This window comes from Methylobacterium sp. BE186 (assembly GCF_031457035.1).
GTDB lineage: Bacteria > Pseudomonadota > Alphaproteobacteria > Rhizobiales > Beijerinckiaceae > Methylobacterium > Methylobacterium segetis.
On the sequence record NZ_JAVDVV010000025.1, the window covers coordinates 24917 to 47233 of the forward strand.

20 protein-coding genes and 3 pseudogenes are annotated in these 22317 nt (G+C 63.9%); 7 read left to right on the forward strand and 16 right to left on the reverse strand.

Features of this window, described 5'->3' with window-relative positions:
• Positions 1–385: 385 nt before the first annotated feature.
• Together J2X36_RS20980 and J2X36_RS26925 are read left to right on the forward strand one after the other, a co-directional pair.
• Positions 386–748, forward strand: coding sequence for a DUF4440 domain-containing protein (locus tag J2X36_RS20980; RefSeq protein WP_310353390.1), 363 nt, complete (start codon positions 386–388; stop codon positions 746–748).
• Between the two features lie 458 nt (positions 749–1206).
• Positions 1207–1524, forward strand: a pseudogene (locus J2X36_RS26925) (L,D-transpeptidase); the annotation flags it as partial.
• A 238-nt stretch (positions 1525–1762) separates the two neighbouring features.
• On the opposite strand, the gene J2X36_RS20985 reads toward J2X36_RS26925, so the two are convergent.
• From J2X36_RS20985 to J2X36_RS21005, 5 genes and pseudogenes are all read right to left on the reverse strand, one after another.
• A complete protein-coding gene (locus J2X36_RS20985) occupies positions 1763–2248 on the reverse strand; it encodes a hypothetical protein (RefSeq protein ID WP_310353392.1) in 486 nt (161 codons plus the stop codon).
• 1141 nt (positions 2249–3389) lie between these two features.
• Positions 3390–3491, reverse strand: a pseudogene (locus J2X36_RS20990) (integrase core domain-containing protein); the annotation flags it as partial.
• A 295-nt stretch (positions 3492–3786) separates the two neighbouring features.
• Positions 3787–5427 (reverse strand): chaperonin GroEL, encoded by a 1641-nt coding sequence (gene groL, locus J2X36_RS20995; RefSeq protein ID WP_310353394.1) that lies wholly within the window; start codon positions 5425–5427, stop codon positions 3787–3789.
• A 94-nt stretch (positions 5428–5521) separates the two neighbouring features.
• Positions 5522–5809: a co-chaperone GroES gene (gene groES, locus J2X36_RS21000; protein WP_132250957.1), complete on the reverse strand. Its 288-nt coding sequence runs from the start codon at positions 5807–5809 to the stop codon at positions 5522–5524.
• Positions 5810–6051: 242 nt separating this feature from the next.
• Positions 6052–6723 (reverse strand): annotated as a pseudogene (locus tag J2X36_RS21005) (alpha/beta hydrolase family esterase); the annotation flags it as partial.
• A 144-nt stretch (positions 6724–6867) separates the two neighbouring features.
• On the opposite strand from J2X36_RS21005, the gene J2X36_RS21010 reads away from it, so the two are divergent.
• The 3 genes from J2X36_RS21010 (at position 6868) to J2X36_RS21020 (ending at position 7815) form a co-directional block, all read left to right on the forward strand.
• Positions 6868–7263: a Crp/Fnr family transcriptional regulator gene (locus tag J2X36_RS21010; RefSeq protein WP_310353397.1), complete on the forward strand. Its 396-nt coding sequence runs from the start codon at positions 6868–6870 to the stop codon at positions 7261–7263.
• Positions 7260–7532: a hypothetical protein gene (locus J2X36_RS21015; protein WP_310353399.1), complete on the forward strand. Its 273-nt coding sequence runs from the start codon at positions 7260–7262 to the stop codon at positions 7530–7532. The genes J2X36_RS21010 and J2X36_RS21015 overlap by 4 nt, the downstream gene beginning before the upstream one ends.
• A gap of 100 nt (positions 7533–7632) precedes the next feature.
• Positions 7633–7815, forward strand: a complete 183-nt coding sequence (locus tag J2X36_RS21020) for a hypothetical protein (protein ID WP_310353401.1) — start codon at positions 7633–7635, stop codon at positions 7813–7815.
• 521 nt (positions 7816–8336) lie between these two features.
• Here J2X36_RS21020 and J2X36_RS21025 read toward each other — a convergent pair.
• Positions 8337–8648 carry a hypothetical protein gene (locus J2X36_RS21025; protein WP_310353404.1) on the reverse strand — a complete coding sequence of 104 codons (312 nt, stop codon included), beginning with the start codon at positions 8646–8648 and terminating at the stop codon, positions 8337–8339.
• Positions 8649–8811: 163 nt separating this feature from the next.
• Here J2X36_RS21025 and J2X36_RS21030 point away from each other — a divergent pair, with 163 nt between their 5' ends.
• Entirely contained in the window at positions 8812–9159 is a 348-nt protein-coding gene (locus J2X36_RS21030; protein ID WP_310353409.1) for a hypothetical protein, read from the forward strand.
• Positions 9160–9806: 647 nt separating this feature from the next.
• Here J2X36_RS21030 and J2X36_RS26930 read toward each other — a convergent pair.
• The 4 genes from J2X36_RS26930 to J2X36_RS21045 form a co-directional block, all read right to left on the reverse strand.
• The gene (locus J2X36_RS26930) at positions 9807–10133 is read right to left on the reverse strand and encodes a DUF551 domain-containing protein (RefSeq protein WP_132250947.1); all 327 of its coding nucleotides are present in this window, start codon (positions 10131–10133) and stop codon (positions 9807–9809) included.
• Between the two features lie 407 nt (positions 10134–10540).
• Entirely contained in the window at positions 10541–10741 is a 201-nt protein-coding gene (locus J2X36_RS21035; RefSeq protein ID WP_310353412.1) for a hypothetical protein, read from the reverse strand.
• 44 nt (positions 10742–10785) lie between these two features.
• Positions 10786–11040, reverse strand: a complete 255-nt coding sequence (locus tag J2X36_RS21040; protein WP_310353481.1) for a DUF6481 family protein — start codon at positions 11038–11040, stop codon at positions 10786–10788.
• A 35-nt stretch (positions 11041–11075) separates the two neighbouring features.
• Positions 11076–12080 carry an IS481 family transposase gene (locus J2X36_RS21045; RefSeq protein WP_310353414.1) on the reverse strand — a complete coding sequence of 335 codons (1005 nt, stop codon included), beginning with the start codon at positions 12078–12080 and terminating at the stop codon, positions 11076–11078.
• Positions 12081–12567: 487 nt separating this feature from the next.
• On the opposite strand from J2X36_RS21045, the gene J2X36_RS21050 reads away from it, so the two are divergent.
• Positions 12568–12957 carry a DUF485 domain-containing protein gene (locus J2X36_RS21050; protein WP_310353417.1) on the forward strand — a complete coding sequence of 130 codons (390 nt, stop codon included), beginning with the start codon at positions 12568–12570 and terminating at the stop codon, positions 12955–12957.
• A 276-nt stretch (positions 12958–13233) separates the two neighbouring features.
• Here J2X36_RS21050 and J2X36_RS21055 read toward each other — a convergent pair whose 3' ends face one another.
• The 6 genes from J2X36_RS21055 to aqpZ form a co-directional block, all read right to left on the reverse strand.
• Positions 13234–13905 (reverse strand): 3'-5' exonuclease, encoded by a 672-nt coding sequence (locus J2X36_RS21055; RefSeq protein ID WP_310353419.1) that lies wholly within the window; start codon positions 13903–13905, stop codon positions 13234–13236.
• A 1-nt stretch (position 13906) separates the two neighbouring features.
• Positions 13907–15721 carry a DUF294 nucleotidyltransferase-like domain-containing protein gene (locus J2X36_RS21060; protein ID WP_310353422.1) on the reverse strand — a complete coding sequence of 605 codons (1815 nt, stop codon included), beginning with the start codon at positions 15719–15721 and terminating at the stop codon, positions 13907–13909.
• Between the two features lie 422 nt (positions 15722–16143).
• Complete coding sequence (locus J2X36_RS21065; protein WP_310353424.1) at positions 16144–17910, reverse strand: monovalent cation:proton antiporter-2 (CPA2) family protein; 1767 nt, start codon at positions 17908–17910, stop codon at positions 16144–16146.
• Positions 17911–18011: 101 nt separating this feature from the next.
• The gene (locus J2X36_RS21070) at positions 18012–18950 is read right to left on the reverse strand and encodes a pirin family protein (RefSeq protein WP_310353426.1); all 939 of its coding nucleotides are present in this window, start codon (positions 18948–18950) and stop codon (positions 18012–18014) included.
• Positions 18951–20221: 1271 nt separating this feature from the next.
• A complete protein-coding gene (locus J2X36_RS21075; protein ID WP_310353429.1) occupies positions 20222–20962 on the reverse strand; it encodes a hypothetical protein in 741 nt (246 codons plus the stop codon).
• 152 nt (positions 20963–21114) lie between these two features.
• Positions 21115–21849: an aquaporin Z gene (aqpZ, locus tag J2X36_RS21080; protein ID WP_132250917.1), complete on the reverse strand. Its 735-nt coding sequence runs from the start codon at positions 21847–21849 to the stop codon at positions 21115–21117.
• Positions 21850–22317 lie beyond the last annotated feature (468 nt).

A 22317-nucleotide genomic window follows, 5' to 3' on the forward strand; every position in this document is an offset into this window, starting at 1 on the left:
GGCTCGGGCGGCCATGGAAGCCAATCTTCCCACGCTCGATCCGGACTAGGATGAAGCCATCCTGCGGGGTGGCGGCTTCCGCGAGGTCGAGCAGTTCTTCGCTGCCTTCACTTGGCGGGCCTGGGTCGGTCGAGCGTAGGCGCCGTCCCCGCTCGGCCGCTGACCAGCGTATCCATCGCGTCATGCCAATGGACGACTTGGCCGCCGGGAGCGGCTGCAAGGCAGCCCTGTGCCGGCTGGAGCGTCTCGACGGCGCACCGAGGACTAGCTTGGACGAACGTCCCGCATCATTGGCCGAGCGTGAGGAACAGTCTCCGAACCGCGGCCGCCATGGGGACGCTACCGGCGCGGGCGCGGGCTCGCGCGAGAACAGGAAGGAGAGACGATGAGCACGCAAGGCCAGGCGATCGCCGACCTTTGGGATCGGACCTTCAACAAGGGCGACACCACCGGATTGGGCAAGCTCTACAGCGAGGACGGACAGGTAATCCCCGCGGGCGGCTCCCCGGTCCGGGGGGCCGAGGGCATCGCGGCCTTCTTTGCCGACCTGCAGGCCAAGGGCTTCAAGGACCACAAGATCACGGTGCAGGATGCCGTCGAGAAGGGCGATATCCTCATCCTCACGGGCCGCTGGTCGCTGAGTGGGCCCGGTGATGGTGGCGCGACGCAGAGCTACGGCGGCAATTGGGTGAACGTCTTGGAGCGGCGGGGCGACGGTTGGAGCACCGTGCTCCACATTTGGAACTGAGGCACTCGCCTCCCGTCGCACCGGTCCCCATGGATCGGTCCGGCGTCCGATGGCGCTGAACGAGAGCCGACCCGGGACGCCAAGCGACCCGGGTCATGACTTGAGACGATGTCCGCTTCCCAGCCATTGGCTGTGGCCGCTGTATGGCGGGAATGGGCGCGAAGCATCCATCCAGAGAGGGCCGCAACCAGCACGCGATGAGATGTGTTCGCTGTCGGTCGGTTCGACCGTGATGGTCTAGACAGTGTAGGACAGGCGGAGCAGGCAGTCCCGAAATAGATGCGCGAGGACGCCATGTTGCAGCGGCTTTTTTCTAAAATCGTGATCGGCATCTTCATTTCCGGCCCTGCAACAGCGCAAACAGCAGTCAAGCTCGGCACACTAGGCGATCAATCTGGCGCTTATTCCTCCATCGGTGTCTATCAGAAGGGATTTGACTACAGACTCTTGATCGAAATGGAAGGCTGGCCGCGTTCTTCCCAGCCTCGGTCGGCGGCCCGAAATCTCCCACGCCAAGCGGCACGCTGCGGGTCGCCCAGACAGTCACCAATCCTGGCGATGCGTACAGCCTGGGGTTTAAGTTCGAAGGGGTGCAGTCACGAGGAAAGTTCAAGATTGGAGCAGGGCCAAACAACCCCGTGGGTCTCGTCTAGGTTGCCCTGAACCGCCGCAGTTGCGGCATACATGGCACTCCGGAGGCGGAAGGGGTGAGCCAAGCCGCCTCGCACGGATGCGCCCGCCTGACGAACTGGGATGGTCTAAGTTTGGTGCCATGATTCGGAGAGGAGTGCCGGTTCACTTCTTAGAATAGCGAGCCCTATTCCTGAAATTACAACCCGTCGCCTTTAGGGATTGCGCCGAGATCGCGGTGGATGAAGCTCTCACGAGGCAAAGCTGGACAACCAGATCCGCGCTTGCTTAAGGTTGATCTTGCCGGCAAGCTTGTGCAAAGACCGGTCGTGATGGAAGAGGCCTCCATTCACATATGCCTCTGTCACGTTCGAGACATTCGAATCAGAAGTCCCGATCAGCTCGTCTGTTGTTCAAGCTACCGCCCTCGTAGAGGATGCGGGGCTGGCGATCGGCGAAGCTTATGCCAAGGTCGAACTTGGCAGAACCTTGCTTCGCCGTACCGTGACGCGAGTTGCTGACTTCAAAGTCGATGGTGGAGCGAGCTGCACACTTCTGGGCAGGCACGTTGCAGGTGATCTGCATCGTGCCTGGCCGATGAACGTACCGCCGCGAGGGCCATTGCTGAATCGCTCTGCGCTTCTCAGCCATGAGCTGCTCTTGGCTGCAGCGCTGCCCGTAGAAGGTGACGGTCGGGCCGTACATGTACGGCACCCCAGCAACAGGGCTGACGTTGCTCGACGACCAGATCTGAAGATACCGCTCGGCGATGAACGCGGTGCGCCGCTTCATTTCCGTGAGCCCAACCGCCTGAGCCGAAGTTGCAGCTGTCACGAGCGCGCCCGGAAGCAGAAGGAAGGGCAGTTTCATTCAACACGCTCCTCACTTACATTAGCAAGCAACCAGGCGAGCGCAGATCTGCCTCCAGCTCACCCGGGCGGTCTAAATCTCTAGTCGTGCCCTCAGGGCTCCATGAGCCATCGCATCACTCCACCGGCATCTGCCGATGTGATCCGCCGGCTCGGCTCTCGCACTACTCGTTCCGGGACTCGGCGGCGCAAACCAGTACTGGACTTAAATGACTCGTCATCAAGCGGTGCTTCTGCATGAAGAGAAACCGGCGGGCTTACGATGCGACGGGCCTGCTTGGAAGCTGCCATGCTCTCGCGTCTGCTCTCGGATGCGGCGACACCATGTATGCTCGACGCAGCTCGGCTGAAACGCTGCTCAACTGTGTCCGGCACCTGCGATCGAGCGACCCTGTCTCGGGCCTCGTTCGTTCGCGATCGTTCGGGCACACCCCTGAACTCCGTCTTTCTTACCTGCCCCAGCTCCGCCGGGTCTGCCCGTTTCCGATCGGCCTTCAGAATCTCAGCCTGAATCTGGGGAGCCCGCGCTCCATCCGTCTTCGCCGGCTCGGATCGAGTCGCGACTGCTCCATCTCGGCCAGATCTGACCGCCTGCCGAGCTATGTCCGCCTTTCCTCCGTCGAGACGATCCGGGCGTGCCTGATCGTCGTTCGATGCTGCGGCTTCAGCCTTCGTGGAATGGTCAGCTGGTCGCTGTTTCTGCGCTCCGTCCACGTGAAAGGTGAGCGGTGAACGCGGTTCCTGACGGCTTGGCGAAGATGCGCCTTCTGTCTTCACCGGATCGGCCCAAGGCTGATCGGCAGGTGACGACGAGGCAACTCTCGACACTGGCTGCACCGGTGGTGCGCTAGGAGCATCGCCGGTGTTCACGGCGACGAAGGCGACGGTCGCTATAACACCGCCAGCGAACGCAGCCCCCGCGGCAAAGAGAGTCGTAGCAGGGGAGCCCATCTGCGCTCTTTCACGACGTTCGGGAGTAGATTTCAGGAAACCTTGGGCCGCAGCATCGGTTCCGTAGATCTCCGCCCGCAGGGGCTTCGCTCCAGCGGCAAGCTGCTGCCTTCGGGCCGGTTGCCAGCCTGTGAGAAAGCTGGAGGACTCCATGAAAGCCCTCTGTGTCGAATCCGTGCCTCTGGGCAGAGGGCGAGATCCGGGAGGAATGACCCGGAGGGGGGTCGATAGCCCAAGGACGAGTGCGGCCTCACGCGGTTGTAGGGGTTCTGCCAGAGGCCAATTACGGCCTGCGGGCACGCCCGAGCAGTGCCTGCGCGGCGAAGTTGATCGGACGGATCATCCTGGCGGATCTGGGCGGCTCATGGGAATGATCCCACCGTGCCGGCCGAATCAGAACGGCTCGGTGGGATTGCAGCTTCGTCAGCCTTGTGGAGATCGGCGAGCGCGGCTTGTCGGTCTGGCTCGTTGCGCCTGTCGACTCCAATGGAGCGGACGGCCACTGGGAGGAAACCGGCCTGGGTCGATGTCGGAAGTAGACAGGCCGCCTCGCGGCGGCCGGTCTGGTTGCTTTGATGCTGGTCGGTTTCAGAAGTCCATGCCACCCATGCCGCCGCCCGGCATCGCGGGCGCCGCGCTCTCCTTCTTCGGGGCGTCCGCGACCATCGCCTCGGTGGTGACGAGGAGGCCGGCGACCGAGGCCGCCCCCTGCAGTGCCGTGCGCACGACCTTGGCCGGGTCGACGATGCCCGCCTGCAGCATGTCCACGTACTCTTCGGTCTGGGCGTTGAAGCCGTAGGTCTCGGAGCCCGTGTTGTCGGTGATCTTGCCGACGACGATCGAGCCCTCGACGCCCGCGTTCTGGGCGATCTGGCGCAGCGGGGCCTCAAGCGCCTTCAGGACGATCTTGATGCCGGCCGAGACGTCCGCGTTGTCGCTCTTGAGGGCGGCGACCGCCTTCTTGGCGCGCAGCAGCGCGGTGCCGCCGCCCGGCACGATGCCCTCTTCCACCGCCGCGCGGGTGGCATGCAGGGCATCCTCCACCCGGTCCTTCTTCTCCTTGACCTCGACCTCGGTCGAGCCGCCAACGCGAATGATCGCAACACCACCGGCAAGCTTGGCCAGACGCTCCTGCAGCTTCTCGCGGTCGTAGTCCGAGGTGGTCTCCTCGATCTGCGCCTTGATCTGCCCGACGCGGGCCTCGATGTCGGCCTTCTCGCCGGCGCCGTCGATGATCGTGGTGTTCTCTTTCTCGATGCGCACGCGCTTGGCCCGGCCGAGCATCGGGAGGGTCACGTTCTCGAGCTTGATGCCGAGGTCTTCCGAGATGGTCTGTCCCTTGGTCAGGACCGCGATGTCCTCGAGCATGGCCTTGCGGCGGTCACCGAAGCCCGGAGCCTTGACGGCCGCGACCTTGAGGCCGCCGCGCAGCTTGTTCACGACGAGGGTGGCGAGCGCCTCGCCCTCGATGTCCTCGGCGATGATGAGGAGCGGCTTGCCCGTCTGAACCACGGCTTCGAGGATGGGGAGGAGTGCTTGGAGTGAGGAGAGCTTCTTCTCGTGGATCAGGATGTAGGGGTCGTCCAGATCCGCGATCATCTTCTCCGCGTTCGTGATGAAGTACGGGGAGAGGTAGCCGCGGTCGAACTGCATGCCCTCGACGACGTCGAGCTCAGTTACCGCGGTCTTGGCTTCTTCCGCCGTGATGACGCCTTCGTTGCCCACCTTCTGCATGGCGTGGGCGATCATCTCTCCGATCTCGGTGTCACCGTTCGACGAGATCGTGCCGACCTGGGCGATCTCTTCCGACGAGGCGACCTTCTTGGCGCGGCTCGTGATGTCCTTCACGGCGGCCTGGGTGGCGAGGTCGATGCCGCGCTTCAGGTCCATCGGGTTCATGCCGGCGGCGACGTACTTGGCGCCCTCGCGGACGATCGAAGCAGCCAGAACGGTGGCTGTAGTTGTGCCGTCACCGGCCAGATCACTCGATTTCGAGGCCACCTCGCGCACCATCTGGGCGCCCATGTTCTCGAACTTGTCGGCGAGCTCGATCTCCTTGGCGACGGTGACGCCGTCCTTGGTGATCCGGGGGGCGCCGAAGCTCTTCTCGATCACGACGTTGCGGCCCTTGGGGCCGAGCGTCACCTTCACGGCATTGGCGAGAAGCTCGACACCATGCAGCATCTTCTCGCGAGCGTCCGACGAAAAACGTACGTCCTTGGCAGCCATAGGGTAGATCCTCTTTGTTGGGTTTCAGCCCCAAGGCGCCCCGGATGGGCGGCTTCAAAGGGCGAAATTCGCGAAGCTGTGGGAAGTCCGCGCCTCAGGCGACGACACCCATGATGTCGGATTCCTTCATGATCAGGAGATCCTGGCCGTCGATCTTGACCTCGGTGCCGGACCACTTGCCGAAAAGGACGCGGTCACCGGCCTTCACGTCGAGCGCGTTGACGCGACCCTGCTCGTCGCGGGCGCCAGGGCCAACAGCAATGATCTCGCCCTCCTGCGGCTTCTCCTTGGCGGTATCCGGGATGATGATGCCGCCCTTGGTCTTCTCTTCGCCCTCGATGCGGCGGACGACGACGCGGTCGTGCAACGGACGGAACTTCATGGGGCCTCCGAATTCCTGCCTGAACGGCGAGCAGCTTGTCAGCGCTGCCGCGAGAGAGGGGCAAACTCCCCTCCTGCGGAAAACTTAGCACTCGTCGCGGACGAGTGCTAACGATTGTGAGCCGATTTCGCCTGCCGAGTCTAAGCTGACCTTTTTCGACGTCCGCTCAGCACGCCTGTGATGTGCTCCAAGCAGGACGCGAGATCTGCTTTCCTGCTGATCTCACGTGCGCCCTGCGGACTTTAATGCCGTGCCCGGGCAGGCGTGCTCGCGTGAGCCAGGAAGAAGCGCATCATCTCCCGGCTCGCGTCGAGGCCGCGCGGGTCGGTGTAAGTCCCGCTCGCACTGCCCCCTGACCAGGCATGCCCGGCACCATCTAGGATCCACTGCTCCAATAGCACCGGCTCGCCGCCCTCGCGCTGAACCATGCAGGTGTAGTTCATCCCGCCCTCGGACGTGTCCCGAGTGACCGTTGTATCCACCGTCCCGCCGGAGGCTGCTTGCGCGATGACCTGGTCACCGTTGACCGGGTTGACCGTGCGGTCAGCGTCGCCGTGAAAGAGAATGGTCGGGACCGTGCGTCGCGTGCCTCTCGGCTGGCCCGTGCCTCACCCGTTCATGACCGCAAAGGCGGTAGGCATATCCTTGGCCGCGCCGGCCGGAAGCTCCGAGTGCACGCCGACCGCCGCGAACAGATCGGGGTAGGTCGCCGTCAAGGTCGCCGCTGCCGCGCCGCCAGCTGAAAGCGCCGCGGCATAGACCCGCGTCGGATCGGCTGAGAACTCGCGGATGACCTCACAGGCGATGCCCGCGATCAGCGAGGGCTCGCCGGTATCGCGCTGCTGATCGGACGCGTTGAACCAGTTCCAGCACTTCTGCACGTTGGCCGACTGCGGTTGGCCTGGGTGCGCGAGAGGAACAATCGGATCCGAGGCGCCGTGCAAGATCAGGGTTGGCGGCAGCCGGGCCTGACGTGCAGCCAAGCCCTCCGCCAGGGGATTAAATTAGTCCACGACCGCTTTGATCCGGGCGTAAGACGCCGCATCCCGCACGAGAGCATGTGCGAACTGATCGCGCGTTTCCCCGGTGTCGGCGCCGCTTTCTGGCGCGACACGCTGGTCGATGCGGCGATCTTCCGCGAGTGGATGGTCGGCATAGGCCGGAAGTCAGCCTCCGGGCGGATCGCGCACCTCTTCTGCGAGATGTACCTCGAGCTTCAAGCCATGGGACTGGCTGGGAGCTATCGCTGTCCCTTGCCGATCACGCAGATCGATCTCGGCGACGCGCTGGGGCTGTCGAACGTGCACGTCAACCGTGAGCTGAAGGACATGCGCGGCCAGGGCCTGATCACGCTGCGCAGCAACACGCTCGTGATCGAGGCTTGGGACGAACTAACTCGCGCTGGGGAGTTTGATGCCACGTACCTGCATCTGGAGAAGCGGGCCGCGGCATGAACCTTCGGCTCCAGCCAGTGCAGGTTGCAACGGGCAGCGACGACACTGAGAGCCAGCTCGTCTTCGCGGACCGCTATCTCGTCGCGGTTCTCGTGCACCTCTCGGACGAGCATGAGGCCGAGGCTGGCATGTGGTTTCTGGAAGTCGGTTTCGGCCCTGTGAACGATCCAGACCCACCCAAGTTCGCGGATCTCGATGAGGCGCGGGACTGGATCAGACGCAAGCTGGCCGCCTTCCCAGCGCAAGGCGTGGCAGGCGACGCCCCATAACGCCCGGTCGGCGAACTGCATCACTCTAAGGGGCCGGTTGGCATCAACCTGACACCATTTGGCGCGGAGAAGCGTTTCCCCTTCTCAACATGGAGGCGACATGACCGCGCGCGTTTATCCCGACGTGAACACCACCGCAGCCAGCAACCAGCCGGCCAACGAGCCGATCCACCGCCAGGGCCAGGATGTGAATACGGTCGATCAGCTCAGCAGCGTCGTCCTGCTCGGCCTTGCGGTCGTGGGCGCTGTCGCGGCCGACCTGTTGCTCGCGCTGGTCCTCTGAGAGGAACGAGGCGGTTCGGGCGGCTCTCAAAGCGACCAACCGCACAAGCTACTGCTGGGCACCCCAACGTGACCGAAGGTTTGCAATCAGAGGGAAGCAGCATCATGCGTTCGTTTGCACTCGGCATTGTTACTGCAACTTGTCTTTTTCTCTCGCCACTCTCCGCACTCGCTGAAAGCTCATCCAGGGATGATGACAGAGGCGGATCATACGATCGGAGCTATAACAAGAAAGATGACGGCAGATATCGCCGCGATGAAGATCGAGATTACGATTACAGGCGAGATTATTCAGATGGCGCTCCGCGGCGGGGCTCGTCATTTCACATGAAGATCGGGGATGCGAAGATCCATGTCCGGTGCGGTCCCCGGGAAACGTTAAAGGACTGCATCGACGCCGCCATCACGCTCCTCGATAAAGCCCGTTCGCTGCCAGTTACAGGCGGCGCAAGTTCTGGATCAGGAAGTTCATCATCGAGGCCGTAAACGCGCTCACGCGGCCGCCCGCCCTGCAGCACGGCGCTACTCATCACTTTCCTGCTCGACATCAGCGAGCTGGGCCCGCAACGCCTTGATCTCGGCCTGCAGATCCCCAGCATCGACCGCCATCTCGATGCACTGCTCCTGCGCCTCGGCAAGCTGGAGGCGCAGCGCGCTCTTCTCGGAATTTTCGAGAGGGGGAGGTTGAAAGGCACGTGAAGACATGAAGCCCGAGCTATTTTTTCGAGCGGAGAGCCGAGTAACCGGCTTTTGGCTCGTTCGGCAATGCCGACGATCCGATTCTACGACCTGTAGCGTTTGTCTCGTCTGAGTTTGGCCGAAGGGGTTCAGCATGCCTGGTGCGCCTATCGTTCCTGTTCCCAGCGAGGCGCCTGACCTTCCGTTGGAGTGGATAGAAGCTGCAGAGCTTGCCGCTCACAACCTCGGCCTGGGCAAGAGCCTCGCTGCCCTAAGCCCAGAGCACTGGCAGCTTGTGCTAGCCAGCGTTACGGATCGGATGCGGCTGCGCGGTGAGTTGCTGCCGGTTGGCTGGCGGCGCACGCTCGCGCGGCAGGTTGGTCGCGAAACGGAAGCTCGGGCAGCGGCGCATATCGTGGCTCTGCGAGCGAAGCGGGAGGAGATCGCCGCTCACGTCGCGCAGGAACTCGGGCTCGGGGATCTCGGTGAGCTCAGCCGTGAGGATCGCGCAGCGGTTGATCGACAGACCAACGAGACGATCGAGGCGTGCACGGCCGACAGCCCGGAGCCGGCTGACTGCTCAGACGCCGACAGAACCATGCGGCGGCTACTCGCCGAACACCGCGCTTTGCAGGAACAGCAGGCCAACGAAGACAACGCGCGTTAGGCGGGGAAGGGCGAGCTGTTCGCCCCTGAGAACGATGTCTGAAGCATTGTCCCTGATCGAGGCGAGCGCCGCTGAGCTGCCTGCTGAAACGGTGGCCCACGTCCAGACGTACCAGCGCGTGAGCAAGGCTGAGGCGACCGTGCGAGCTTATGAGTCAGACGCCGCGACGTTCGAGGCGTGATGCCAGGGGTTCGGCTTTCGGCCGCTATCCGCACGCCCCGAAGCCGCAGCGGCCTTCCTCGTTCAGGAGGGGGAGCAGGGGAGGGCAGCCTCGACCATCGGGCGTCGCCTCGCCGCGATCCGGTACGCGCATAGCGGGTTCCTGTGGCCGGTCCGACTCCTCTGTGGTCCAGCCTTGTGCGCTGCGCACAATATCGTTGCGTCGCGCTGAAGGCCGGTCGGATCTGTGTTATAGCGCCAGCATGCAAAAACCTCTCGCGCACCCGTTCACGATAACCGTCGCGGCGGACAAGCCTCTCCGCAGCACCTTCTCGTGGACCGTCCGGCAGCGTGGGGGGATGGGGAGAAAGCAGTCGCTGATTGCCTACGCCACCTTCGAGGAGGCTCGCTTAGCCGGTAAGACTGCGCTCGATGAGATGGTTGCAGCCTGGAAGCGGGAAACAGTCCACTTCACAGCCGCCTGAACGCTACTGCCCCCGACGAAGGTGACGGGGCTTCGCGTAGGGCCTCGATCTCTCCGGCACGGTGAGCGCCTCCTCACTGATCTGCGTCGGCGCATCATCTGAGAAGGGAGGTGCCGGGAGCGGCATCCAATGGGTCGGGTCCTTGTACCGCGTCAGCATATACCCACTGTCTGCCAGAGAGACGATCCATTCCTCGCTCCTGCGACAGGCCACAACGACGGGTGGACAGGCGATCCCGAAGGCGTATTCGGCCCAATCCACTGTGCCGCCACTGAGCAGGATCCACGTATCATCACGCGGGGCCGTCTCGATTGACTGCCATTCCGACATGCCCTGTCTCCCGGCCCGTGGACCGCATCACCGGCGGCTGAATGGGATCATGGCAGGCAGAGCGCCCTCAAGATACCTGCTGCGGCTGCGCAGCAAGCATCATGTCGGAGCCTAGAGTGATGGTTCCGCAGGCGCGTCCGAGAAGGATGCGCTCTCGATAAGCGTCTCGATCAGGCGGAGAAGCTCCTGCTGCTCTGGACCACCACCTGCGACGAGGAAGGAGCCAAGCTCAATCTCGGTCGGTAGACCACCGGACGGCTGGTTCGGCACGTGCAAGACCACGGGGCGTACTGTCGTGGCACTCCGGGCCAGGAACCAGCGATCCCCGTTGGGGCTGGCGTACAGTTCTCTCCTGTCGGACGTCATCGGGGGATCCTCCGTGACATTCCTAGCTGGGATGTCCCCGTTTAGGAGACGAGGGTAAGTTCGCCTTCCAGCACAGCGCGCTCGCCCAAAGCCGATCTTACTCGGTACGCTGGCTCGCCCGAGCGCTCCTCTGGCATGAGCCGAACGATCTCGTAGATGCTGCTAGCAGCACTGCCGCGATCAGCTGATCCGTGCCGCTGGGCCTGCCGCACCTGCTGGCCGATCTTGAACTTGTGTGACATCTGCAATTCTCCTGGACCTTACAACTTCGCAGTCCGTGGTCACCTCACCGCCACGCTCTGGCCTTGCGGGCAACAAAGCGCGCATCACGGGCCGCCTTCTGCTCAGCGACCAGCGCGGCTTGTCGCTCCACCTTCTCGGCAGCCTGACGGGCAGCTTCTGCCGCCTCGCACTCCCGCGCAGCAAGCGCCTCAGTCTCGCGCTGAGCCTCGGCAGCAAGACGAGCCATCTCCCGCTCGTTGACCCGAACCTCACGCGCCTGGACGACAGTTCGGCGCGCAGCCTGCCTGGCGAGGACAATGGGGTCATCGGCTGAAGGGCGTGCCCGGAACCGAGCTAGCCGTTCGGTCCCGGCATGTGGTGTGACGGATCGAGCCTGAAGCGTTCAGGCTCTTTCGTCCAAGTCTGGCAGATGAACTCGAAGGGCGTGAGGCCGCGCAGCGTCTTGAGCCGGCGGCCGTAGTTGTAGGCGTCGACGAACAGCTGCAGGTGCTGCCGCAGCTCGTCATGGCCGGTGTAATGGTAGCGCTTGACCGTGGCGTCCTTGATGGTGCGGTTCATCCGCTCAACTTGACCGTTCGTCCACGGGCAGCGCGGCCTGGTCAGGCGATGCTCGATCTTGGTCTGCTCGCAGGCCCACGCGAACGAATGCCAGCGGTAGATGCGCGGCTCGTCACGCTCGGCCCAATAGGCTGCCGCTTTCGCCTCGGCCTCCTCGTCCACCGGGTGGTTGTCGGTGAACTGAATGCCGTTATCAGTCAGCACCGTGTGGATCGTGTACGGCACGGCGGCAACGAGATCGTGCAGAAAGGCTGCCGCGATCCGCTGAGTTGCCTTCTCGTGCAGCTGGACGAAAGCGAACTTGCTTGTCCGGTCGATGGCCACGAACAGGTGCAGCTTGCCCTGTTCCGTGCTGACCCGTGCGATGTCGATGTGGAAGTAGCCGATCGGGTAGGCCTTGAAGCGCGACCGCTTGGGCTTGTCGCCGTCTACGTCCGCCAGGCGGCTGATGCCGTGACGCTGCAGGCAGCGATGCAGCGACGAGCGAGTTAGATGCGGGATCGCGGGCTGCAGTGCGTAGAGGCAGTCGTCCAGCTGCAGCAGGGTATGCCGCCGGAAGGCGACGACGACTGCCTCATCCTCAACGCTCAGCACGCTGGAGCGGGGCTCCTTCGGTCCCATCCGCGCATCCGTGCTGGTCTGGCGTGAGCGCCACTTCTGCACCGTCGTGGGGCTGATGCCGTAGCGCTTGGCCGCCGCTCTCACGCTCTCTTGACGAGCTTGGATTGTCCGACGGACTGCCTCAGTCGTTGTGGCGCTGCCGTGGAGAACCTGGCCCATAGTGCGTCCCTCCATGCGGCATCAGTTGTACCACCACACAGCGGGACCAAACAGCAGCGGCCGCGGCGTCGGCGCAAGCCCTTGGTTGAGCGAAGTGTTACTTGGATTGGTGGGAGCGGGCTCGCAGCGATAGGAGCGCTTGGCGTCGCCAGTGATGTACGTGAAGCGGCCACCGGCCATCTTGCAGTCTGCCCCGAACCGTTGAACAGCCCAGTGCTCGCAGGCGCAGAGGCGAACGTCTGTTGCGGCTCTGGCAGCCATCTCGCGGTGACCTGAAGCGGCCGTTCTCTGCGCAAAGGAAATTCCGGCTGCGAGCCTTCCTCAGGCAGCCAGCAACGCGACGGCAGGTCCGAAGAACTCGTCGTGGATGCGGTCCGAGCGGACGGGCTCTGGGGTGTTTCGCAGCCCGTATGGCCGACCCCGAGAAAACCCAGTAGACTGAAGCCATGCGCGCAAAGCGAAATCCCCATTTGTGGAGGATTGCCGCATGAGTGGATTGCTGGACGAAAAAATCGCCAATGGGGCCAGTGCCCCCGGGACGCTCGGTTCAGGGTCACGCACGAGTTCGGAAGGCGCGCGAGCACCAGAAGACCTCACTCGCAATCCCATATTCCAGGCCCTCGTCCACGAGCGCACGCGCTTCGGCTGGATCCTGACCGGGCTGATGCTGGTGGTCTATTTCGGCTTCATCGGTCTCATCGCCTTCGACAAGGCGCTGCTCGCCACCAAGGTCGGCGGCGGCACCGCGTCGCTCGGCCTGTTCCTCGGCGTCGGCGTCATCGTCTTCGCCTTCATCCTCACCGGCATCTACGTCGTGCGCGCCAACGGCCGCTACGACGCCCTGACCGCCGAGCTCACGCGGAGCCTCGGCCGATGACCCACTTTGTCGAGGCTCTCCTCGCGCTTCTCACAACCGCCGCGCCCATGCAGAGGCACGCATTCGCCCTCCGCGCAGGGATTTAACAGAATAGTCACGGCTTCTACCAGCAATATGTCCTCAGATTTACCGGCTTTAGAAAATTAGTATCTCGTGGGTGCTTTACTACTCCCAAATCGCCCCATTTAGTTTGGTGGCGGGCCCCTTAGCCACTGGCTTGCAATTCCTCGATTATTTGAGGGTGTATTTCAGCCGTCAAGCTCTGGCTTTTCGCGATTAGGCGCCAATCCGGAGATCGGCGATAGCGCCAGCGCGCATGCGTGGGATCCGAACGCCTCGCTTCAGCATGTCACGCAGTTGTAGATAGATCATTGCAGTCATCAACGCATCGTTGCTCGCGTCATGCTGAGGAATGGCAGGAATACTCAGGTCTTTTAATATTGAATCAAAACTTAGGTCAATCAACAAATGGTCAGGAGCATCTCTGTACTTGCATTTATAATACATCGATGAAACATCAATTCGCTTGTTAGGGAGATGAATTCTCAGAAAGCGCAAGAGATAGCGGTCGATCATCCCCACATCGAAGTCCGTGTAGTAGCCGACGATGGGGCGACTGCCTACGAAATGCAATAATTCTGGCATGATCTCGCGCATTGGGCGCCCGTGCTGCAGGTCGTGGTCAAGGATGCGATGAACCTTGATCGCCTCCGGGGCGGACTTTCGATTGGTTTTCGCCAATGCTTCGAAACGCTCGCTCGTCAAGATTCGATCGCCACGGATGCGGATCGCGGCAATCGTGATGATCTCGTCCTTGCGCAGGTTGAGCCCTGTCGTTTCGCAATCGACGGCTACGACCTCGTCGGGGGGAGCGTCGCCGAACAGGAAGGCGTAGCGAGGATCGGAGATCCGTGCTCGGTCGATCGTGCGCCGCACGCTTCGGAGCATGTCAGGGTCCCGTGAGGCTGTAGCGCACGTGGATCAACTCGCGAAAGCGACGCACGATGCGGAGCGCGTCGCGTAGCATGTCCCGCTCCACGGTCGGCATAGCGCCGACATTGACGGCGGACGTGGCGTCGGTCCGGCCGCGATGCCTCGCATCAATCTGCGCTGAGAGCCTGAGATTCATGAAGATGGTCAGCGCGCTGAGGATCTCTCCGGCGAAGTGGGCATCCAGCGCCCCGCGTGCAACGAGTGCCTCAGCGCGCTGTCTCGTCGACCCGGCCAAGGTATCATGCTCAAGAGACAAAACGCGCACACCGTGGATGATAGGGAAGGTACCGTCGCGCTTCAGGTCAATGTCTTTCCGCCGGAAGCCAATCGTGGCGAATACGGTGCCGAGCACGCCCAGATCGTCTGTCGAGAATAGGTCGATCAACTTGGCGACCTCGGCGAGAAGCCGCGTCTCTCCTCGGACCATTTCAATCAGGCTCGCCTTGGCGCCCGCCAGCACGTGGGCATCGCCCGCTACTGCAACGGCGTCGGCGAAGATCGACAGGTTCATGGCGGCCTCGCTGTCGGCCGCATGGACCCAGGTTCGCAGTTGCGCCAGAAACTTATCGATGGGCTGCGACCAGAGCGGGTTGCGCACCATGATGTTGCCGGGGCAGGGCGGGAAGCCGAAGCTCTCCAGAGCCAGAGTGAAGTCGGCCTGGAATGTCGCGAGATCGGCCTCATGAACTGGCCGCGCGAGAAGTAGGCCATTGTCTTGGTCTGTGCGCACGCTTTGCTCACCGCGCCCCTCGGACCCCATCAGGAAAAGACAACCAGCTTCACGGATCGCAGGCGGAGCGACGATCTCAAAGAGCTTGCCATGCAGCCGGCTGTTGAGATCGGCTGTGATGTTATTGATGGCCTCAACGCGCACGCCCTGGCGATAAAGGCGTTCGACCTGCTCCTGGATATCATGGGCTGCACCGGACAGGTCGGCGACCGAGGTCGCTCGCGCGATCCGACCGGGAATCAGCTGGGAGTTGCCGGCGAAAAGCCCGAGAATGTCGAGGTCGCGCAATAGGCCAACATAGCGTCCATCCTCGGTCACCGCGATCCGCCGCTTATTGGACCGCGTCATGATCAGCAAGGCGTCGACGAGGAGCTGGTCGGCGTTGATTGATACCACTTCAAACTGCGCAATCTCTCTTACCGGAGTCTCGGCGGGTAGGCGCCGGATCATACAGGCGCGGGTGAGCTTCAGGCCGGTAACCACTCCGGTCCGTTCGCCATCGTCGACGAACACGGCGTCGGTGTCGGCTTCCAGCATGGCGTGTGCCGCGGCCTCCAAAGAGGCGCAGCCCCTGATGAATACGGCCTCACTGTAGCGTGCATCGCGGATGCGGGTACCGAGTACCGAGTCTATGCCTCTCAGGTCGCGCTGTGTCGGTAGCGCGTCGAGTTTGCGCGAGAGCTCAGCGTAGAAGAAGGCGGCAAACCCGTCGTTGCGATGAACGAGGTCGAGAATGTTGCTCCGTGGAAGTAGGAAACACAGCGTCTCCTCCGCGGCGACGAAATCTTCGCCCGCTTCGTTATGCACGACGGCGCGCGCGTCGAAAATGTCGCCTGCGCCGAGGACATCGTGAAGGGTTGCGCCGTGGCGAGCTTCGACAGCACCCTTGATGATGACATGCAGGAAATCAGATGCCTGCCCCTGACGCACGATCACGGCACCCGGGCGAAAATAGGCGATGTCAATTCGTTGTTTGAGTATCTCCGCCTCGTCGTGGGTCAGGCGATCAAACGGCGGGCTCAGGGTATCGAGGCTCTGCATCGTCTAAGCCTGTCCCGATCAGTCTCGCGGCCGAGAGAGCGTACCTCGCCTATCGCAAACGTTAAATGCTACCTCGGCGGGCGGCCCGTCCGTACGGGTTGAGTACCACCCACAAGGACCTGCGGCCGCCTCGACGAGCTGTGGCTTAAGCCGTCTGGTGGCGAAACGTTGTTGGGACCGGGTGCGTCGGGCGATTGAGGAATTCGCCTCGCGCTTTGACGACTCGCGCCGGCGCCGCTCTGCTGGCGCCGCTGCAGCGCACGCTTGCCGACGGCCAGAAACACCGGAAGCTCATCCTGCAGGCCCTGGCCACCTTCCCGCGATCTTGAGGCACCGGACGGGCGATTACTTCAAAACGCCCAGCTGGGGAATGACCGCTAGGGAGGAGGCGATCGGTTCGGCCAAATGACCGAGATGAGCGCTTAACCGACCTCGTGCGCCGCGGCCGCCGCGTTGCCACGGATCAGTTCGCGCCCCGCGTAGATGCCGCCGGCTGTCTCCAGCGCAAGGCGCTCACCGTCGCGCCGGCGAACCTCGGTCATCACTTCGCTCGCCGCCTCCGGCTCATCCCCAATCGTCAGGAGCGCCTGTTCGCCAAAGGCGAGCGCCGACTCGACCGTCTCGCGGATCTGATAGGTGACGCCCGCTTGGATGAGCTCTACCGCATGCGCCCGGTCCCGCGCACGGGCAAGGACCGGCACGAGCGGGAACTCCGATCTCGCGATTTTAGCGATGCACTTGGCGGTCTCAGGATCGTCGACGCAGATCAGGACTGCGCGTGCCACAGCGGCGCCCGCCGCATGCAGGATGTCGAGCCGGGTGCCGTCTCCGTAATAGACCTTGAAGCCGAACCCCTCCGCGAGGCGGATGTTCTCGGCGTTGGTGTCGATGATCGAGACCGAGCACCCGCGTGAGATCAGCGGCTGACTGACGATCTGCCCGAAGCGGCCAAACCCGATGATCAGCGCGCTGCCGACCAGGTTCTCCGGGACCTCGAGGCCCTCCGTCGAGACGGACGGTCTCGGCCCGAACCGGTCAAGGGCGATCACCATCAGGGGCGTCATGGCCATCGACAGGATGACGGTCGCCGTCAGGATCGCGTTGGTCGTGCCGTCGATGATCCCGGCGCTCGTCGCGGCGGCGTAGAGCACGAAGGCGAACTCGCCGCCCTGAGCCATCAGGGCCGCCCGCTCCATCGCCTCGGGATGCGAGGCCCTCAGGGCTCGGGCCACACCGTAGATGACGAGGCTCTTCGCGACCATGCAGGCGGCGACGCTCGCCAGGATCAGGGCCCAGTTCGCGCCGATCACCGCGAGATCGAGGGACATCCCGACGCCGAGGAAGAACAGGCCGAGCAGGATGCCGCGGAAGGGCTCGACGTCGGCCTCTAGCTGATGGCGGAAGCTCGATTCCGAGAGCAGGACGCCCGCCAGGAAGGCGCCCATGGCCATGGACAGGCCACCGAGTTGCATGGCGAGCGCGGAGCCGAGCACCACCAGCAGCGCCGCTGCGGTCATCACCTCGCGCGCCTTCGCGGTGGCGAGCAGCCGGAACAGGGGATTGAGCAGCCAGCGGCCGGCCGCCACCAGCGCCGCGAGGGATCCGATCGCGATCGCGATGGCGACGGCGCGCTCGCTGCCGCTCGTCTCCGGGCCGCCGGGCGTCAGCACCGCGACGATGGCGAGGAGCGGGACGATGGCGAGATCCTCCAGGAGCAGGATCGCGACAATGCGCTGCCCCTTCGGGGTCGAGAGCGACCCGCGCTCGTCCAGGAGTTGCATGACGATCGCGGTCGAGGTCAGCACGAAGCCGGTGCCGGCCACGAAGGCGACGGTTGCGGAGGAGCCGAGCGCGATGCCCACCAGCGTCAGGGCACCGATGCAGGTACCGACCTGGGCGAGGCCGAGCCCGAAGATCTCGCGCCGCATTCCCCAGAGCCGGGACGGCTCCATCTCCAGCCCGATGATGAAGAGGAACATCACGACGCCGAGTTCGGCGACATGCAGGATCGCGTGGGGATCCGTGAACAGGCCGAGGCCGAACGGTCCGATCGCGAGCCCGGCCACGAGATAGCCGAGAACCGAACCGAGACCGAGCCGCTTGAACAACGGCACCGCCACGACGCCCGCGGCGAGGAGAGCGACGACTTGGACGAGTTCGCTCGCCGCTCCGGACGCTTCGACGGCCATGTGATGCTGAAACCTCGCTGGAGGGGGACCCTGCCGATCAGGCGCGGGGAGAGGGCTTGGCCGACGGCGCGGTCCGGCTTGCCAACCGTCGCGGATCGCGTTCAGGGATAGCGGACGGACGGCGGGGCTTCGGGCAGGGGTATGAACTCGGCATCACCCGGCACGCTGTCGAAGCGGGCCTGACGCCAATCCTCCTTCGCCTGCTCGATCCGCTCGGGTCGCGAGGAGACGAAATTCCACCAGAGATGGCGCGGCCCGTCCATGGGCTCGCCGCCCAGCACCATGAAGCGCGCGTCCCGCGTCGCGCGCACGCTGATGCGGTCGCCCGGGCGGAAGACCAGCAACTGCCCAGGCCCGAAGCCGTCGCCCGCGATCTCGATCGCGCCGGCGACCGTGTAGATCGCGCGCTCGTCGTAGGTCGGATCGAGGGGCAGGACCGCGCCAACCTTGAGCATCACGTCGGCGTAGACCATCGGGCTCGAGGTGCGCACGGGCGAGCGTGCTCCGAAGGCTTCACCCGCGATCAGGCGCACGGACTTGCCCTCGCCCGTGAGGAGCGGCAGCGCAGAGGTCTCGTAATGCTCGAAGGCCGGGTGGGTCTCCTCGTCCCGCGCGCTGAGGGCGACCCAGCTCTGGATCCCGAACAGCTTCGAGCCGGTCTGCCGGAGATCGGCGCCTGTCCTCTCCGAATGCGTGATGCCACGGCCGGCCGTCATCCAGTTCAACTCGCCCGGGCGAATCGGTAGCTCTGTGCCGAGGCTGTCGCGGTGCATGATCTCGCCGTCGAACAGGTAGGTGACGGTGGACAGGCCGATATGCGGGTGCGGGCGGACATCCATGCCCTGGCCGAGCAGGAACTCGGACGGGCCCATCTGGTCGAAGAACACGAACGGTCCGACCATCCGGCACTCGGTCGAGGGTAGTGCCCGCCGCACGGCGAACGAGCCGAGATCGCGCGAGCGCGGGACGATCAGGGTCCGGATGGCGTCGCAGGAGAAGCGGTCGCCCGGTACCGGGTCATCCGCGCTGTGCCAGCTCATGTCTGTTCCTCCCTGTACTTCGGTCGCGGCCATCGCGAGCGAGCTACCTGCCTCGCAAGCGACGCACCGAGCGGGAGCACTCTGTCACCACGCAGATGGCGTGAGAATGGAAACAAAAGAAAGACATCGTTTCCGATCCTGAGGATTCCTCGCACTGCCACCCGAATTTGTGAAGAGCAAAGGTCAGTGACGCACAGGCGAGCGCCCGAAATCCACCTCATGGCTCTTGGCAGGCACGCCTCTCTCCGTGTCTGGCCTTAAGCGGCCGGTCCGCCTCCCGCAGCTGAATCGCGGAAGTGGACGTTCGCTGCGGGCTGGGCGAACGCCTCGAGGTGACCCCAAGCAATCTCTCGCTACGACCCTGTAGCTTGTCGATGGCTTGATCGTCCGACCAGCACCCGTGGAGTGCTGGGGCTCGCCCGTACGCTGGGTGCTGTCTCCTTCACAGTCGGTGAGTTCCGAACGGCAGTTCACTACGTGTCGGTCCTGCCCCATGATTGAGACGTGGGCAGACGGAGGAGCCCGCACGAGCGCTGACGTTCATGTCCAGAGGCACTATCCGGATGCGCTTCTATCAGTAGAGTTGAGCGGGTGCGGCATCTCGACCGCCGGCATCTAGCCTGTGGCCGTTGCTTTAACTTGCACAGAATCACTGTTTGACTTTTGTGCTGACCTTCTCGCGCATGCTCGTGAAGCTTTTGCCTCCAGGCCGGCTGACGACAGCTGTGACCGTCTTGCAGGCGAGCGAGACTGTCTTGACTGACCAACCCTCTGTTTGACGGAAGGACTTCTTCCGCACGCGCTCACAGACAGGTGCCGGCGCGACCTTGGTTGCTGCTGTAGCCACCTTCGGAGCCTGAGCAGGACGTGCAGCGACCGCTCCTGGCACAGCAAGGAGCGCGAGAAGCAGAACAAGGCGGAGCATGGCTGAGACCTCAGGATAGGCCCACTAAGACAACGCTCCAACCTTGACCATTGTTCAGGCTGGAAGGCTGCTTCCTGCACGATCTATCGACGTGTGCGCCCATCCGAGGAGCGCACGTTCCAACCAGTGGCGGGCAGACTGTAGGCGATGCAACTGGCCTCACCTCCCGCTGTCCTGCTTTCCCTGTACGCCCGCTACGTCATCTACCAAGCCCGGTATCGGCAACAGCGTGCCTGCGTCCCAAGCAGAAGAAACCCCGGCCTTCTTTCCTTGTTGGGCACCCAGTGTCCGGCGACGTGCCCGAGCTGCGCCGGGCGGACTGAGCCCCGCTCAAAGCAGGCCGCAATCAGCTCATGCGGCTGAGAACGTAGCAGTCCTCAATGGCCCAGCGGGGCTCGGGCCGGATCCCTGTGTCAGCACGTGGGATACGGCGATACACGTCGCTGTCGCGCAGATAGACCTCGTGCGCGGTGACGTGTTCAGGGCAGGTCCAATGACCGCCGTAGCGGCTGTCAGGTTGCGTGTCCTCACCCAGGCCGACCATGGCAGCCGTATGGCGGCGCTCAAGAACGTCGCTCAGACGATCCCAAAAGTGCTCCGCGGTCTCGCCCGCTTGTGGATGCGCGCCTTCCCACGTCCAAGCACACCAGCCGCGTGCGCGCGTCCACGCCTGAGCCGCCACGAGCATGAGTTCGATCTCACGCCGGTCTGTCCCTTGCTCGTACAAGGTGTGCGCCAAATCGGCCGCCGTCTCAGCCGGAAGCGCCTGCGCAAGGGCCGATAGGAACGGACCCGCGGTCTCTTCATCGATGAAGTGACAGACCGAGTCCACGACGGCGACAATCGCGCAGAGGCCGCATTCGCCGGAGCCATATGCCTGTCGATATGGGCTGCACCTCTCCAAAGTGACGAGCGGACAGCCGTAGAAGCTGGCGTCCACCGCCATCTCCGGGCGAACCGCGGCCGCATGGTTGCCGACGACCGGCGTGCCCTGGGCCATGCTCTGCGCCCAAGCAGAGGGCCGACCCGGGCCGATGAACGGGATCGCGGCGGTGGCTGCGGCGAAGATCCGTCTGGTGACCTCCATGACCGCCTCCTGAGAAGCGCCCGCTCAGGCGGGCCGCTTCAGGGAAATCCCGCCCCAAAGATCCGCGCTGGATGTAACACCCCGTCGCCGGCCCGGCTTCGCAAACACCGAGCTCGTTCCTTTCCCCCCGCCCCGGGCAACTCCGCGCAACTTCACTCGGCTGGAGTGGCCGGCGCGATGCCGGTGACCTGTGCCGACGGCTCCGCGCTGATCCAGTGGTACAGGATCCCGCCCAGCACGCCGCCGAGCAGCGGCGCGATCCAGAACAGCCAGAGCTGCGCCAGAGCCCAACCGCCCGCGAACAAGGCTGGCCCGGTGCTGCGGGCCGGGTTGACCGACAGGTTCGTGATCGGGATGCCGACGAGGTGCACGAGTGTCAGGCAGAGTCCGATCGCCAGCGGTGCGAACCCGGCCGGCGCCTTGCCGTGCGTTGCTCCCATGATGACGAACAGGAACATCATCGTGAGCACCACCTCGGCGACGAGGCATGAGACGAGGCCATAATGGCCCGGCGAGTGCGCGCCGTAGCCATTGGCCGCAAAGCCGTTGGCGGGATCGAAGTTCGGCGATCCGCTCGCGATCGCGTAGAGCAGCGCCGCGGCGATGATGCCGCCGATGACCTGTGAGATCACGTAGGGCGCGATATCCTTCGTCGGGAAGCGCCCGCCGGCCGCGAGGCCGCAAGTCACGGCCGGGTTGAGGTGACAGCCCGAGATGTGACCGACCGCGTAGGCCATGGTGACCACGGTGAGGCCGAAGGCGAGCGAGACGCCGAGCAAGCCGATACCGATCTGCGGGAAGGCGGCCGCGACCACGGCGCTGCCGCAGCCCGCGAAAGTGAGCCAGAAGGTGCCGATCGCCTCGGCGGAGCATTTGCGGATGTCCATGGACGCTGCCTGAGTTCGGCGAGGTAACAGTTCCGGTCTCCGATCACGACGCGAGAGAGAACTCAGTTAAGCCGTCAGTTTAGGAAAGATCGGCTCAACTGCTTCGCGGTTTGCTGGCCTCGGCCGACCTTCGGAATTTGCGAGGTCTGAGGTCACCATCGCCACACTTACAGTGGCAATACCGGCGGCCACTCATGGGCGCCCTTCCGCAGCCCGGAAGCCAGCAGCCTCATCCTAACGGCGTCTCACTGTGGTGCTTGATCGGCAGGGACACCGTCCGTCTGAAGAGTTGCAGCTCAGCCTAAGGGGCTCGTCGATCGGGCGCCGGTTCCCCGCACAGCCGGGCATTCTGGTTCACCAGCCGCAGCCGTAATACCCATAGGGGAATCGTAGTTGGAATAGGCGGTCGGGCGTACCCCTAGCCGTACCTGTAGCCGTGTATGGATCTAAGCCAGAAGGACGGACGAG

Bases quoted from the DNA above. Each gene is read 5' to 3' on its own strand.
- J2X36_RS20980 (WP_310353390.1), top strand. From the start codon at position 386: ATGAGCACGCAAGGCCAGGCGATCGCCGACCTTTGGGATCGGACCTTC.
- J2X36_RS20985 (WP_310353392.1), bottom strand. From the start codon at position 2,248: ATGAAACTGCCCTTCCTTCTGCTTCCGGGCGCGCTCGTGACAGCTGCA.
- groL (WP_310353394.1), bottom strand. From the start codon at position 5,427: ATGGCTGCCAAGGACGTACGTTTTTCGTCGGACGCTCGCGAGAAGATG.
- groES (WP_132250957.1), bottom strand. From the start codon at position 5,809: ATGAAGTTCCGTCCGTTGCACGACCGCGTCGTCGTCCGCCGCATCGAG.
- J2X36_RS21010 (WP_310353397.1), top strand. From the start codon at position 6,868: ATGTGCGAACTGATCGCGCGTTTCCCCGGTGTCGGCGCCGCTTTCTGG.
- J2X36_RS21015 (WP_310353399.1), top strand. From the start codon at position 7,260: ATGAACCTTCGGCTCCAGCCAGTGCAGGTTGCAACGGGCAGCGACGAC.
- J2X36_RS21020 (WP_310353401.1), top strand. From the start codon at position 7,633: ATGACCGCGCGCGTTTATCCCGACGTGAACACCACCGCAGCCAGCAAC.
- J2X36_RS21025 (WP_310353404.1), bottom strand. From the start codon at position 8,648: ATGCTGAACCCCTTCGGCCAAACTCAGACGAGACAAACGCTACAGGTC.
- J2X36_RS21030 (WP_310353409.1), top strand. From the start codon at position 8,812: ATGCGGCTGCGCGGTGAGTTGCTGCCGGTTGGCTGGCGGCGCACGCTC.
- J2X36_RS26930 (WP_132250947.1), bottom strand. From the start codon at position 10,133: ATGTCGGAATGGCAGTCAATCGAGACGGCCCCGCGTGATGATACGTGG.
- J2X36_RS21035 (WP_310353412.1), bottom strand. From the start codon at position 10,741: ATGTCACACAAGTTCAAGATCGGCCAGCAGGTGCGGCAGGCCCAGCGG.
- J2X36_RS21045 (WP_310353414.1), bottom strand. From the start codon at position 12,080: ATGGGCCAGGTTCTCCACGGCAGCGCCACAACGACTGAGGCAGTCCGT.
- J2X36_RS21050 (WP_310353417.1), top strand. From the start codon at position 12,568: ATGAGTGGATTGCTGGACGAAAAAATCGCCAATGGGGCCAGTGCCCCC.
- J2X36_RS21055 (WP_310353419.1), bottom strand. From the start codon at position 13,905: ATGCTCCGAAGCGTGCGGCGCACGATCGACCGAGCACGGATCTCCGAT.
- J2X36_RS21060 (WP_310353422.1), bottom strand. From the start codon at position 15,721: ATGCAGAGCCTCGATACCCTGAGCCCGCCGTTTGATCGCCTGACCCAC.
- J2X36_RS21065 (WP_310353424.1), bottom strand. From the start codon at position 17,910: ATGGCCGTCGAAGCGTCCGGAGCGGCGAGCGAACTCGTCCAAGTCGTC.
- J2X36_RS21070 (WP_310353426.1), bottom strand. From the start codon at position 18,950: ATGAGCTGGCACAGCGCGGATGACCCGGTACCGGGCGACCGCTTCTCC.
- J2X36_RS21075 (WP_310353429.1), bottom strand. From the start codon at position 20,962: ATGGAGGTCACCAGACGGATCTTCGCCGCAGCCACCGCCGCGATCCCG.
- aqpZ (WP_132250917.1), bottom strand. From the start codon at position 21,849: ATGGACATCCGCAAATGCTCCGCCGAGGCGATCGGCACCTTCTGGCTC.